Origin of the sequence: Pseudarthrobacter sp. (assembly GCF_036675385.1) — a bacterium.
Classification (GTDB): Bacteria; Actinomycetota; Actinomycetes; order Actinomycetales; family Micrococcaceae; genus Arthrobacter.
Map to the genome: position 1 here is coordinate 1 of NZ_JAKFFD010000153.1, position 13,960 is coordinate 13,960.

Consider the following 13,960-nt stretch of genomic DNA (forward strand, 5'->3'; position numbering starts at 1 on the left):
CGAAGATGCGGACGCTTCGGTTGAGAAGGCCGTTTCGCTCGGAGCCACCGTCATTGACGGGCCGGAGGACTCTCCGTTCGGCCGGCTCGCCTCGCTGGCCGACCCCACCGGAGCAATGTTCAAGATCATCGCATAAGTAAATTCCTTCGACGAAATACCGGCCGGCAGCTTTCATTAAAGCTACCGGCCGGTATTGTTTTGCCCCACGGACGTTTCGCCAAATGCACTCACCATCAACCTTGCGTTCATGCGGCGCTGCTTTGCTGTGCCGGACACCACCTGATCAAACGTGGAGTCCGGACACTGTCCGTAGGTACAACCCGGACACACTCCATCGGGTCCCCTACCGGGACGCCCCTATGAAAGTAGAGCGGATGCACCATTCACCATGGAAATTAGCGCTGGGAACAGCGTTGTCTGCGGGGCTTATCGCCACTCCGTTGGCAGCGGTCCCCGCCTTCGCCGTCGACGCAGCACCCGCAGGCACTTCACCCGTTGTCATCAACGAGGCCTACCTGAGCGGCGGCAGTGCAGGCGCAGCCTACAAGAGCAAGTTCGTTGAGCTCTACAACACCTCCGACGCCGCGGTCTCCCTGGCCGGCTGGTCGGTCCAGTACCGGTCGGCTACCGGAACTGCGGCGCCCACCAGCGTGGCTGCCCTCACCGGTTCCATCCCGGCCAAGGGCCACTACCTCATCAAGGGCGGCAGCAACGGCACCAACGGCGCGGACCTCCCCACAGCAGACCTTGTGGCAACCTCCCTGAACTTCAGCGGCTCCGCCGGATCCATCATCCTGGCGAAGCAGGCCACCGCCGCCCCGCTCGCCACCGGCTCGGTTATTGAACCGGCCGGCGTGGCAGACCTCCTCGGCTACGGTTCCTCCAACACCTTTGAAACGCAGGCCGCCGTTGCGCCCGCCAGCAACACCGACGTCAAGAGCCTGAACCGCAGCGCCGGGACGGACAGCAACAGCAACCGGGCGGACTTCACGCTGAACACCGCCGTCACGCCGACGGCGGCGGGCGGCACGGTGGACCCCGTCCCGGATCCGACGCCGGACCCCGATCCAACGCCGACACCTGTCCCGGGCACCAAAACTATCGCCGAAATCCAGGGCACCGGCACCGCCAGTCCGCTGGCCGGCACTGCCGTAACAACGCGCGGCAAAGTCACCGCGGCCTTCCCCACCGGCGGTTTCGCCGGCTACTACGTCCAGACCCCCGGCACCGGCGGCGACCTCACCCCGGCCAGCCACACGGCGTCGGACGCTGTTTTTGTCTACTCCCCGGTCACCGCAGGCTCCGTGCAGATCGGCGACTTCGTGGAAGTCTCCGGCACGGTTTCCGAGTTCTTCGGCCTGACCCAGGTCAGTGTGGCGGACGCCGCCGGGCTGACCAAGCTCACCGGCGCAGCCCCCGAGGTGAAGGCCACCGCCTTCACGCTCCCGGCGGCCGAGTCCTTCCGCGAAGCACTTGAGGGCATGCTGCTGGCACCGCAAGGGCCCGTCACCGTCACCGACAACTACGCGCTGAACCAGTACGGCGAAATCGGCCTCTCGGGCGGGACTACCACGCTGGTGCAGCCCACCGCCGTCGCGCGCTACGGCTCGGCCGAATACCAGGCCGCCGTGGCGGACAACGCTGCCCGCGGCATCAAGCTCGACGACGGCTCCACCACCAACTTTCTCAAGGACGCCACCACCAAGGCCCAGGTCCTGCCGTACCTGACGGCCACGGACCCGGTCCGCGTGGGATCACCGGTGACGTTCGCTACCAACGTGGTGCTCAGCTACGCCAACAACGCCTGGAAGTTCCAGCCGCTGACCCATCTCACCGAGGTCAACAAGGGCACGGTCCAGCCGGCCAGCTTCGGCGCCACCCGGACCGAAACCCCGGCCGCGGTGGGCGGCAACCTGAAGATCGCTTCCTTCAACGTCCTGAACTACTTCCCCACCACCGGCGACACCCTCACGGGCTGTTCCTTCTACAAGGATCGCGACGGCAACCCCATCACGGTCCAGGGCGGCTGCGATGCCCGCGGCGCGGCAAACGCGGAGAACTTCCTCCGCCAGCAGGACAAGATCGTCGCCGCGATCACCAAGACCGGCGCCGACGTGGTGTCCCTCATGGAAATTGAAAACTCCGCCCAGTTCGGCAAGGACCGCGACGACGCCCTGGCCAAACTGGTGGACGCCCTCAACATCGCGACCCCCGGCATCTGGGACTACGTGCGGACACCCGCCAACGCTCCCCCGCTGGCCGACGAGGACATGATCCGCACCGCGTTCATTTTCAAGAAGGCCGTGGCCGAACCTGTGGAAGAGTCCATCATCCACAACGACACTGTCGCCTTCGCCAACGCCCGCAAGCCGCTGGCGCAGGCCTTCAAGCCGGTAGGCGCCGGGGACGACAAGAAATTCATCGCCATCGCCAACCACTTCAAGTCCAAGGGTTCGGCAGCAACGCCGGATGACACGGACAAGGGCCAGGGCGCGTCCAACCTCGCCCGCACCGCCCAGGCCAAGTCGCTCCGGGACTTCGCCGCCGGGCTGCAGGCAACAAAGGGCACGGACAAGGTTTTCCTGATCGGCGACTTCAACTCCTACGCCCAGGAAGACCCGATGAACGTCTTCACGGACGCCGGCTATGTCAACCAGGACGGCAAGGCGAAGAACGCCGACGGCTCCGCGAAGCACTCCTACCTTTTCGGCGGCCTGGTGGGTTCGCTGGACCACATCCTGGCCTCCCCGGGCGCTGATGCAGTGGTCACCGGCGCGGACATCTGGAACATCAACTCCGTGGAGTCCGTGGCGCTGGAGTACAGCAGGTATAACAACAATGTGACCAACTACTATGCGCCGGACCAGTTCCGCGCCAGCGACCACGATCCTGTGGTGGTGGGCCTGGACCTGCCAGCCGGCCCGGTCACGCCGGCCAGTGTTGAGCTGAACTTCCTGGGCATCAACGATTTCCACGGCCGCATCGACGCCAACACGGTGCTGTTCGCCGGCACCATCGAGAAGCTGCGCGCCGCCGCCCCCGGGGCCACGGCCTTCCTGTCTGCCGGCGACAACATCGGGGCATCACTGTTCGCCTCGGCTGTTGCCAAGGACCAGCCCACCATCGATGTGCTGAACGCGCTGGAGCTGGACGCTTCCGCCGTGGGCAACCACGAGTTCGACGGCGGCTGGGCGGACCTGCGCGACCGCGTCATCGCGGGCGGCACCAACGCCACATTCCCGCTGCTCGGGGCGAACGTCTACAAAAAGGGAACCACCGAACCGGTCCTGCCGGAATACACGCTGCTGGACATGGACGGCGTGAAGGTCGCCGTCATCGGCACCGTCACCCGGGAAGTCCCGTCGCTGGTGACGCCCGCCGGCATCGCGGATCTTGAATTCGGCGATCCCGTGGACGCCATCAACCGCGTGGCTGCCAGGATCACGGCGGAGAACATCGCCGACGTGATCATTGCGGAAAACCACGACGGCGCCGGGTCAGGGACGCCGGACGGCGCCACCCTGGAGCAGGAAGTGGCAGCGGGCGGCCCGTTCGCGAAGCTGGTCACCGAAACCTCGGCCGACGTGGACGCCATCTTCACCGGCCACACGCACAAGGAATACGCCTGGAACGCACCGGTCCCCGGGGCCGACGGCAAGACCCGTCCGATTGTCCAGACCGGCAACTACGGCGAGAACATCGGCCAGATCCAGCTCACGGTGGATACGGCCAGCAAGGAAGTCACCGCCTCGAAGGCCGGGAACGTCAGGCGGACCACGGATGCCGCCGGCGGCCTCGTGAACGCGTACCCGCGGGTTGCAGCGGTTGATGCCATTGTGAAGAAGGCACTGGCGGACGCCGCCGCGATCGGCAACCAGCCGGTCGGTGCGCTGACCGCGGATATCACCACGGCGTTCAACGCGGACCCCGCCGGCGGACCCGCCAAGCGCGATGACCGTGCCAGCGAATCCACGCTGGGCAATCTGGTGGCCGACTCGCTGTTGGAGTCGCTCCAGCCGGCTGAGCTGGGCGCCGCGGAAATCGGCGTCGTCAATCCCGGCGGCCTCCGCAACGAGCTGTACTACGCCCCGGACGGCACCATCACCTACGCGGAGGCCAACTCGGTCCTGCCGTTTGTGAACAACCTGTGGACCACGTCCCTGACCGGTGCGCAGTTCAAGGCACTCCTGGAGCAGCAGTGGCAGACCAACGCCGACGGCACGGTCCCCAGCCGCGCCTACCAGCAGCTGGGCCTGTCCAGGAACGTCAACTACACGTACGACGCTACCCGTGCCGCCGGTGACCGGATCACCTCCATCCGGGTGGCCGGTGCGCTGATCGATCCGGCGAAGTCCTACCGGATCGGGACGTTCAGCTTCCTGGCCACCGGTGGCGACAACTTCCGGGTCTTCCTCGATGGCGCGGACACCAGGGATTCGGGTCTCGTGGACCGGGACGCCTGGATCACGTACCTGCAGGCGCACAACCCCGTGTCGCCGGACTTCGCCCGGCGGACGGTGGCCGTAGTGGACACCATGGCCGCCGAGGTCAAGGCCGGGGACTCCATCATCCTGGCGGTTTCCAAACTGGACCTCACCTCGCTGGGCAGCCCGGTGAATACGTCGCTGGCTGCGGTGTTCACCGACAGCGCCGGGACTGTGACGGATCTTGGCACGGTGCCGGTGTCGGCGGGCGCTGCCGCCGTGAACCTCGCCGTTCCTGCCGGCGCTGCTGCGGGGGCAGGAACCCTGGCGCTCACGGCCGCCGAGTCCGGCACCGTGGTGAAGGCTGCTGTCCAGGTGGCTGCCAGCGGACCCGTTCCGCCGGTCTGCACAGCACCGGTACCGCCCGCCAAGTGGTACGACGTCCTGGGGTGGATCCGTTACGGCGTTGCCTGGATCCAGTACCAGCAGTGCCTGCGCGGCTAATAGCAGACACGCGTTAAACAGACGTGCCCCTCCCCGGCTGAATCAGCTGGGGAAGGGCACCTCTGCGTTTATGCATCAGCCGGGGTGTCAGGCAGGCTGCGGCACGCGGTCCGGCACCTGTGCACGGACTTCGGTAAAGGAGTTTGCCGGGACGGCCAGGCCAAAGTGCTCGCGGAGCGTGCGCCCGGTGTATTCGCGCCGGAACAGCCCTCGGTCCTGGAGGATGGGAACCACCTGGTCCACAAAGATGTCCAGGCCGGAGGGCAGCACGGGCGGCATGATGTTGAACCCGTCCGCGGCGCCGGCCTGGAACCAGTGCTGGATGGCGTCGGCCACCTGCTCCGGCGTTCCCGCGAAGGTCCGGTGCCCGCGGCCCCCGCCGAGCCGGCCGATGAGCTGCCGGACGGTCAGGTGTTCGCTGCGGGCAAGGTTCACCACCAGCGTGTAGCGGCTCTTGGCACCCTCGATCTCATCCTCCGACGGGAGGCCGGCCGGCAGCTGGCCATCGAGTTTCAGGGATTCCGGCGGGACGCGCAGCAGGTTGGCCAGCTGCCGCACCGCGTGCTCCGGCAGGATAAGCTCATCCAGCTCCCGTTCCAGCCTCAACGCCTCCGCCTCCGTGGCCCCGATGACCGGAACGATGCCCGGCAGGATCTTGATGGACTGCGGGTCCCGGCCCGCCGCCGTCGTCCGCCTTTTCAGGTCGGCGTAAAAGTCCTGGGCATCCGCCAGGGTCTGGTGCGCCGTGAAGACCGCCTCCGCGTACCGCGCCGCGAAGTCCTTGCCATTCTCGGACGAACCGGCCTGGACAATCACCGGGTGCCCCTGGACGGACCTGGGCACATCCAGGCCGCCCTCCACCTGGAAATGCGGGCCTTGGTGGTTGACCGGATGCACTCGCGAACTGTCGGCCCACACACCTGCGTCCTTGTCCGCCACCACGGCGTCGTCCTCCCAGCTGTCCCAGAGCCTCTTGGCCACATCCAGGAATTCCGCCGCCCGCTCGTACCGCTGCGAATGGGCTGGCTGGCCGGCGAGGGAGAAGTTCCTGGCGGCCGCGTCCCCCGCCGTGGTCACCACGTTCCAGCCCGCCCTGCCGCCGCTGATGTGGTCCACGGAGGCGAAGCGCCGCGCCAGGTTGTAGGGCTCGTTGTAGGTTGTGGACGCGGTGGCGATCAGCCCGATCCGCTCCGTGACCGCTGCGATGGCGGCGAGCAACACGGTGGGTTCGAGGCTGCCGTAGGGCCGCTGGGCCACGTTGCCGTGCAGCACCGGGGAGTCGGCGAAGAAGATCGAGTCCAGCTTGCCGCGCTCTGCCGTCTGCGCCAGCCGCTGGAAGTGGGCCACGTCCGTGCCGGCGAAGCTGTTGGTCTCCGGCCGCCGCCACGACGCCTCGTGGTGGCCGGTGCTCATCAGGAAGGCGTTCAGGTGCAGCTGCCTGGCGCCGCCAACCGCGGCACTCACGCGCGAACCCCGGCAGTTTCGAGAACCCCGGCTGCTTCGCGGGCAACTGCTTCAGGAACGACGACGGTCTCGGAGTAGGCGGACGAGTCGCCCTTGATGGAGGTGCTGCTGCGTCCGTCGACGCCGCGGGGAAGGTCGCCGGCGATAGTGACGCGGTTGAGCTGGCGGGGCTGGCCGTCGTAGTTGTCCGGGGCGTAGTGCTGGGTGATGCGGTTGTCGAACAGCACCAGCTGGTCCGGCTCCCAGTTAACGCGCACCACGTTCTCCGGGCGGGTGATGTAGGCCTGCAGGAGCCGCAGGATGTCCTTGGACTCCGTGTTGGACAGGCCAACGATCCGCAGCCGCTGCGCGAAGCCCCCAATGAACAATCCGCGCTCCCCGGTCAGCGGGTGGACCCGCACCACGGGGTGGGCGGATTCGAAGTGGATCCTGGTGAACTCCTTGCGCCGTTCGTCGGCGTTGGCGTGTTCGAGGTTCTTGGGCACGGAGTAGTCGTAGTCGTTGGTGTGGATGGCCCAGAGGGTGTCGGCGAAGTTCCGCAGCTCCTCCGGCAGGTCCTGGTAGGCCCCGGCCGAGGACGCGATCAGGGTTTCCCCGCCGTAGCCCGGCAGGGTGATGCTGCGCAGGGTTGAGGCCTGCGGCGGGTTCACCACGAAGGTCACGTCGGTGTGCCAGTTGTTGGCGCTGCCGTTTTCGCTGTCCACGGGCAGGACCGCTGGCTTTCCGTCCACGGAGGCCACTGTGGGGTGGGCCTTGGTGAGCGGGCCGAAGCGGCTGGCGAAACGCACCTGGTCCTCGTCGGTGCGGATGTTCGCTTCCCGGAAGACCAGTGCCTTGTGTGTGTTCAGGGCGGCCCGGAGCTGCGCCACAGTGTCCGGGGACAGGTCTGCGCTGAGGTCCAGGCCGCGGATTTCGGCGCCGATGCGGGAGCTGAGCTTGGTGAACTGGAGCTTGGTTTCGGTGATGACGGTCATGGTGTTTCCTTTGCAGTTCAGAAGGGGCAGTTAGGTGCTTATTGGTTGAGACGCGGAGCGGTCAGCTGTCGGAGCCGACGGCGGTGCGCCAGCGTGAGAAGTGCCGTTCCAGTGCCACGAGTACCGTGTTGACCAGCAGGCCGACGACGGAGACGGTCAGGATGCCGGCGTACATGTCCGGGATCAGGAAGCTGCTCTGCGCGTTGACGATCAGGTAGCCCAGGCCGGCTTTGGCGCCCACCATCTCGGCCGCGATGAGCACCAGGATGGAGGAGGTTCCGGCCATCCTGATGCCGGTGAAGATCGTGGGGACCGCCGACGGCAGGATCACCTTCTGGAAGAGCCGGAAGCTGTTCAGTCCCAGGGATTTCGCGGCCCGGATCAGCAGCGGGTCCACGGTCCGGACGCCGGCGATGGTGTTCAGCAGGACCGGGAAGAACGCGGCGTAGGCCACGATGGTGATCTTCGATTCCTCGCCGATGCCCAGCAGCAGGGTGAAGACCGGCAGCAGGGCCAGCGTTGCCGTGTTGCGGAAGAGCTCCAGCAGCGGGTTGAGGAACGAATTCAGCCAGCCGTACCAGGCGATCAGGAGCCCCAGGACAACGGCGGACACCACGGCGATGCCAAAACCGGACGCCGAGCGGGTCAGGCTGGCCTGCAGATGGCTCTGCAGCTGCCCGTTCTCCAGGAGCTTGGCTCCGGCCGCCAGCACCTCATGCAGCGGCGGCAAAAACACCCGCGTGGCCGGGCTCGCCAGGTACAGCGGACCCACTTCCCACAGTGCCAGGAACAGGACAACGGCGAGCGATTTCCAGCCGGCCCGCCCCGCCTGGTGGGCTGCGGCACCCAGCCGGGCTGCCGGCGTCGGGCGTTGTCCACGCCCTGAACCGGACGGTCCGGATGGTCCGGGCTGCGGCGCTCCGGACTGCAGTGAACGGTCGACGGCGGCGGCCGCCTCTTGCGGTCGGGTCAACACAGTGCTCATCAGGCCGCACTCCTTTCGAGGGGTTGTTCATCGGGGGCGGTGCCGTCCGGGAGGATCTTCCGGTGGCCGGAGTTCTGGGCCAGGCGGACTTCGTCGTGCAGCAGCGACCAGACCTGGTGCCGGTGTTCCACAAAGGCCGGATGCGAGCGGATGTCCGCGTCGCCGTCGCGGTCGGGGATGTTGATGTCCACGATTTCCTTGAGCCTGCCGGGGCGGGCGCTGAGCACCGCTACCCGCTGGCCGAGGTAGACCGCCTCGTCGATCCCGTGGGTGATGAAAACGATGGTTTTGCCCGTGGCCTTCCAGATCCGCAGGAGCTCGTCCTGGAGCTGTTCGCGGGTCTGGGCGTCGAGGGCGGCGAAGGGCTCGTCCATCAGCAGAACGTCCGGCTCATAGGCGAGGCTTCTGGCGATGGCCACGCGCTGCTTCATACCGCCGGACAGTTCATGCGGATAGCGGTCCTCGAACCCGGCAAGGCCCACCAGGTCGAGGAACTCGCTGGCCTTCGCCGCCCTTTCCTTCTTCGACAGGCCCGTGTTCTCGAGGCCGATGGACACGTTCGCCGACGCGGTGCGCCAGGGGAACAGCGCGTACTGCTGGAAAACAACCGCCCGGTCCTGGCCGGGCCCCGTCACTTCCTTGCCGTCCACCAGGACCTTCCCCGAGGTGGGGCGGGAAAGGCCGGCCAGCAGATCCAGGAGCGTGGTCTTGCCGGAGCCGCTGGGGCCCACCAGGGTGAGGAATTCACCGGCAGCTACGTCCAGGCTGAGGTCATCCAAGGCGGTGAGGACGGAAGCTTCCGTCCTGGCGTTCCTGCCCGCCCCCTTGCCCGGCCGGACAGTGAATTCCTTGGTGACACTTCTGAGGCTGATTTTGGGTGTCATCTTCTATCCTTTCGAGGTTGCGGCCGGTGCAGGGGTTTCCAGCAGGTTGAACTCGTTGGTGTAGAGCTTCTTGGTGTCCAGGTCCCCGGTGATGATTCCCGCGGACTTCAGGTAATCGGCCCAGCGGGTGAAGTCCTGGTCCTGGAGCCGGCCGCCCGGCGATGCCACCCCCACGCTCTTCCAGTACTTCAGCGTTTCCGTGCTCTCGTTGCGGCCGCGTTTGGTGATGATTTCCTTGAACTTGGCGATCACCTGCTCCCGCGGTGTGGTGCGCTCCCACTCGATGGCCTTGGCGATTCCGGTGACCACGGTGCGGCTGGTTTCCGGGTTCTTGGCCAGGAAGTCCTTGCGGAGGACGTACTGGCCGGCGTCGAACGGTCCGCCGATCACCCCGACGTCGGTGAACAGGGCCCGTACGCCGCCTTCGGCGAGCGCCCGGTCCTGGAGCACGCCGCCGAGCGTGCCGACGTCCACCTGCTTCTTGCGGAGGGCCACTTCGGTTTCGTTCGGCGGCACCACCACCAGCTGGACCTGCTTGATCTCCTCCGGGGTCAGTCCGCTGTTTTTCAGGTGGGTGTTGATGATGGCTTCGTGGTGGGCGCCCAGGGTGTTCACGGCGACCTTCTTGCCGATCAGGTCCCGGGCCGTCCTGATGGGGCTGCCCTCTTCCACGTAGTAACCGGTGAACGTTTCCTTGTCCTCGCCGTAGTAGTTGATGACGGCCTGGACAGGCGCGCCCGCCTCGATGAGCTTGATGACGGCACCGGTGAACGCTCCGCCGATGTCGGTCTGGTCGGTGGCCACGGACTGGATGCTCTGCGGCCCGCTGGTGGTGTTGCTGACCCACTCGAGCTTGACGTCGCCCAGGTAACCGAGATCCTCCGCCACTTCAACCAAAGCCACGGTGTTGGGCGAACCCTGGTACCGGATGGTTTTTACTTCGGCGCCGGCGCCGCTGCCTCCGGACTGGGCCGTCGCTGCGCCGCCACAACCCGTCAGCACCAGCGACAGCGCCAGGGTTGCGGCGACGGCGGCCGCAGTGCCTGCTGCCTTTCCTGCAGCAGGCACTGCAGCCCTGCCTGCAGCGGGGGCGGTTCGTGCGGATGGCTTTCGGAATTTCATGGCTGGATCTTTCTGCGCTGGAGGTGTGGAACCGGTGATGCGGGTCCGGGCCGGCTGGCTTGTGGCAACCACTAGAACAGAGATGCAGGGGCGGCAAAAGGGCGGGGTTCACAGCGCGAAACCGCACGTCACGGCGGTCCATGGGGCGTAGCAAGGGGCAATCCGGACGCACGAGGCAACGCCGCGTCATCCGCCACAACAGGGCGCAACAATGCGGCCGGGACCGTCGGGGACCGCGACTTTGGGAAGTCATCAAGCTCAACGCCAGGACACGGCGGCTCAACATTTCGGAGTTTTTGGCCAGATAATCGGCGTTGCCGAATGCTCAGGGGACGTTATCTGGACAAAAATTCAGTGGACGCGAGGACGAATATTTCGCTGCGGCGGGGATCCTCAGTGCCCGAGGATCGCCTGCGCGATTTCGTCGGCGTCGCGGAGTGTCCTTTGCCCGCTGGCGTACGTGGGGCCCCCGGGCTGCAGCGCTTCCGCGGCGATGGCAGTGCCCCACTGGGTGGCCGAAAGCTGGAGGCCCAGCACGTAGAGACCCTCGGTCACCGAGCCGTTGGCCGCCACCGGCCGGTACGGGTGCGGCGCAACGTCCAGCCCGGTGGCCTGCACCGGCGCACCTTCCGCCGTCATCATCAGCCGGGGCCGCACCATCCCGTCCGCGAGGAGCTGTTCCAGGAGCGGTGAATCGTTCGCGGACACGCGGTTGGCCGGCGCGAGGGCCTCCACCATGGTCTTCGCCGCCACCGGCGGACCGTTCACCCAGGGCGAGACGGCGGTAAAGCGGCCTGATCGGCGGTCCACGCTGAACCGGGGGTCGGGCCCCACAAAGCTGACCACGCCGGCACGCGCCAGGGCAGCCAGCTGTTCAGCGCGCAGCGCGGGCGGCCCGCTGGCCAGGCCCTCCACAAATGACTCAAACCAGCCCCGCAGGCCGGCCACCCAGGACTCATCGGTGATACCGCCGTCGGCCACTGCCGTTTTCAGCACCGCTCGCCCGTGATGCAGGGCTCCGATGGCCATCTTCACCGGATCCTCCTCGCCCAGTGCGGACCGGCGGGCGTCATCGAGCAGGTACTCGACGACGGCGGCATCCAGTTCAGCGCGCGATCCGAAGGACCTGCCCGCCAGGGGAGACGCGAGGCCCGACAGGTCCAGCCGGTGCCGCGACCCGACGTGCACTGCAAGGACGCTCTCCACCGCGGCCTCCCAGTTGGCGGCGCTGTGGGCATGCGGCCGCAGCGCATCCTCCAGCGCGGCCAGGAACTCGGACGCATCGGGGACGGCCGCAGGCTGCGAGCGCACCAGGGTGGAGTAGTAGGCCCAGAGGGTGTCGCGGTGCAGCAGGGGCCAGAGATCGTGGTCGAAACCCGGGCGGATTCCGGTGGCAGCGAACCGTTCCAGCGCTGCCTCGGTCAGGTACCGCAGGGTGACCGACGCCGGGTAGTAGCCGGCCAGCGCGGCCTTGGCCCGGTACGGGGTGCCGCGGCGGGAGGCTGCAATGATCACGGGCTCCTGGCCGGAAGGCTGATACTCGAGCCGGATTCCGGCGTCGATGAACTTTCCGCCGCGGCCCTCCGTGAGCTGGCCCATCGCGTCGAAGAAGTTCAGCCCCATGCCCCGGACCAGGACCGGTTCGCCTGCCGGAATCGCGGCCCAGTCGACGTCCGCCGGGACGGCCGGGGGGAAGTAGCCCAGGCCCAGCTGAGCGGCCGCTGCCTGGAGTTCCCGCTGTTCCGGGTTCAGCCGGGACGCCAGATGCCCGAGGGCGAGGACCACGGAATCGACCGTGAGGGAACCGCCGCCGGCGAGTCCGACGTCGAACGTTCCGGTACTAAGGGTTGTCCCGCCTGGGGTGCCGTCCCCTTGAGAACCGTCCCCCGGGGCGCCGTCCCCTGGCGTCCCCGCTGTTCCGTCGCGCGACGGGCGCACCGACACGGCCGTCGTTTCGTGGAAATTGACGGTGACGCCGTCGGGCAGTTTTGCCGTCAGCTCGTCCAGCGTGCAGCGCAGGTAGCGGCCGTACAGCGCCCGGCTGGGGAAGTCCCGCGATCCCAAGGCAGCCAGTTCGGACCGCTCGTCCAGTGTCAGGGCAGGCATCGGCTCACGCTGCTGCCGGGCACGCCAGCGGTCGAACGTGGTGCCCGCGACGGGCGGCGCCAGCCGGGGGTCTTCAGGGATGACCGTGGGATAGAAGGATTGGGTGTTCATGAGGTACAGCCGGGACTGGCGGGGCTGCCACACGTGCCCCGGACCCGCCGGATAGGGGTCGATGACGTCGATGTGGAGGGATGCGGGGCCGGAGTGGGCAGCAGCGTGGGCGGCGGCGTGTGCGAGCAGGCGCTCCAGCACACTGGTTCCCCGCGGTCCGGCGCCGATGATGGCTGTCCGGATGCTCTTCGATTTACCCACGGCATCCAGAGTATCGGCATGCGCCGCAGGCACTTGACTTGCTTGCGGCGCGAAAATGTTGTTTGGATGGGGCGCATGACCACCACTGCAGCTGATCAAGCGCCCGGTTCATCGCCCGCCCCCGAACCCACTGACGAGAACGTCTGGCTGGAGGAGATCTACGGCGAGGCACCGCTTGCCTGGGTCCGGGAGCAGAACGCCCGCACCGAGGACCTTTTGGAGGACGCCGATTACGTAGGCCTGGAAGGAAGCATCCTGGAAGTGCTGGACTCCACGGACCGGATCGCCATGGTGGGCAAGCGCGGCGAGTGGTACTACAACTTCTGGAAGGACCAGTCGAACCCGAAGGGGCTGTGGCGCCGCACCAGCTGGGAAAGCTACCTGACGGACTCCCCCGACTGGGACGTGCTGCTGGATGTGGATGCCCTCGCCGCCGCCGAAGGTGAGGAGTGGGTCTTCCACGGTGCCACGTTCCTTCGTCCCGCCGCCGGCGACCCGTACCGCCTCGCGCTGCTGGCGCTCTCCCCCGACGGCGGCGACGCCAACCGCTACCGCGAGTTCGACGTCGGGACCCGCACCTTTGTTGACCAGGCCGACGGCGGCTTCGACCTGCCGACGGCGAAGGGGAACGTTTCGTGGCTGGACGCGGACACGCTGCTGGTCGCCTCCACGGCCGGGGACCTGCCGCGGACCGCATCCTCGTATGCCCGGACGGCTGTCACCCTGCGACGCGGCGAGGCCCTCTCCGCGGCCGCCCGGCTTTTTGAGGTGCCCGAGGACCACATGATGGCCGTGGTGGCGCACGACTCCACTCCGGGTTTCGAGCGCACGTTCGCCGTGGACTACATCGATTTCTACAACCGCAGCACGTTCATCCGCTGGGACGACGCCTGGCTCGAGATCGATGCGCCGACAGATGTTAACCTCAGTGCGCACCGCGAATGGCTCCTGTTCCGACCTCAGCAGGACTGGTCCCTTGAGGGGAACACGTACCCCGCCGGGTCCCTGTTGGCCGCGAAGTTCGAGGACTACCTTGCCGGGGCGCGGGATCTCTTGGTGCTGTTTACGCCGGATTCGCACACGTCGCTGCAGTCGTGGAGCTGGACGCGGAATTTCCTGCTGCTGAACCTGCTGCGGGACGTCTCGTCCGAAATCCGGGTGCTGGATCCCTCTGTTCCCGGCATT

The 13,960-nt window shown here is 67.2% G+C and carries 8 protein-coding genes and 1 pseudogene; 3 read left to right on the forward strand and 6 right to left on the reverse strand.

Annotation, left to right across the window (positions count from 1 at the left end):
- A partial coding sequence (locus V6M49_RS12280; protein ID WP_332761268.1) for a VOC family protein occupies window positions 1–136 on the forward strand: 136 nt, incomplete at its 5' end.
- Between the two features lie 238 nt (window positions 137–374).
- Window positions 375–4,928 carry an ExeM/NucH family extracellular endonuclease gene (locus V6M49_RS12285; protein ID WP_332761261.1) on the forward strand — a complete coding sequence of 1,518 codons (4,554 nt, stop codon included), beginning with the start codon at window positions 375–377 and terminating at the stop codon, window positions 4,926–4,928.
- An 87-nt stretch (window positions 4,929–5,015) separates the two neighbouring features.
- On the opposite strand, the gene V6M49_RS12290 is transcribed toward V6M49_RS12285, so the two are convergent.
- The 6 genes from V6M49_RS12290 to V6M49_RS12315 form a co-directional block, all read right to left on the reverse strand.
- Window positions 5,016–6,392: an LLM class flavin-dependent oxidoreductase gene (locus V6M49_RS12290; RefSeq protein ID WP_332761262.1), complete on the reverse strand. Its 1,377-nt coding sequence runs from the start codon at window positions 6,390–6,392 to the stop codon at window positions 5,016–5,018.
- Window positions 6,389–7,366 carry a TauD/TfdA dioxygenase family protein gene (locus V6M49_RS12295; RefSeq protein WP_332761263.1) on the reverse strand — a complete coding sequence of 326 codons (978 nt, stop codon included), beginning with the start codon at window positions 7,364–7,366 and terminating at the stop codon, window positions 6,389–6,391. The genes V6M49_RS12290 and V6M49_RS12295 overlap by 4 nt, the downstream gene beginning before the upstream one ends.
- Before the next feature lie 61 nt (window positions 7,367–7,427).
- Window positions 7,428–8,351 (reverse strand): ABC transporter permease, encoded by a 924-nt coding sequence (locus V6M49_RS12300; RefSeq protein WP_332761264.1) that lies wholly within the window; start codon window positions 8,349–8,351, stop codon window positions 7,428–7,430.
- Complete coding sequence (locus tag V6M49_RS12305) at window positions 8,351–9,235, reverse strand: ABC transporter ATP-binding protein (RefSeq protein WP_332761265.1); 885 nt, start codon at window positions 9,233–9,235, stop codon at window positions 8,351–8,353. The genes V6M49_RS12300 and V6M49_RS12305 overlap by 1 nt, the downstream gene beginning before the upstream one ends.
- 3 nt (window positions 9,236–9,238) lie before the next feature.
- Window positions 9,239–10,357: an ABC transporter substrate-binding protein gene (locus V6M49_RS12310; RefSeq protein ID WP_332761266.1), complete on the reverse strand. Its 1,119-nt coding sequence runs from the start codon at window positions 10,355–10,357 to the stop codon at window positions 9,239–9,241.
- Between the two features lie 393 nt (window positions 10,358–10,750).
- On the reverse strand, window positions 10,751–12,775 hold the full coding sequence (locus V6M49_RS12315) for an FAD/NAD(P)-binding protein (RefSeq protein WP_332761267.1): 2,025 nt from the start codon (window positions 12,773–12,775) through the stop codon (window positions 10,751–10,753).
- A gap of 75 nt (window positions 12,776–12,850) precedes the next feature.
- Between V6M49_RS12315 and V6M49_RS12320 the strand changes: the two are divergent.
- A pseudogene (locus V6M49_RS12320) lies at window positions 12,851–13,960 on the forward strand (prolyl oligopeptidase family serine peptidase); the annotation flags it as partial.

What these genes read in the sequence shown, in the direction of transcription:
- V6M49_RS12285 (WP_332761261.1), top strand. Translation starts at nt 375, where the DNA reads ATGCACCATTCACCATGGAAATTAGCGCTGGGAACAGCGTTGTCTGCG.
- V6M49_RS12295 (WP_332761263.1), bottom strand. Translation starts at nt 7,366, where the DNA reads ATGACCGTCATCACCGAAACCAAGCTCCAGTTCACCAAGCTCAGCTCC.
- V6M49_RS12300 (WP_332761264.1), bottom strand. Translation starts at nt 8,351, where the DNA reads ATGAGCACTGTGTTGACCCGACCGCAAGAGGCGGCCGCCGCCGTCGAC.
- V6M49_RS12305 (WP_332761265.1), bottom strand. Translation starts at nt 9,235, where the DNA reads ATGACACCCAAAATCAGCCTCAGAAGTGTCACCAAGGAATTCACTGTC.
- V6M49_RS12310 (WP_332761266.1), bottom strand. Translation starts at nt 10,357, where the DNA reads ATGAAATTCCGAAAGCCATCCGCACGAACCGCCCCCGCTGCAGGCAGG.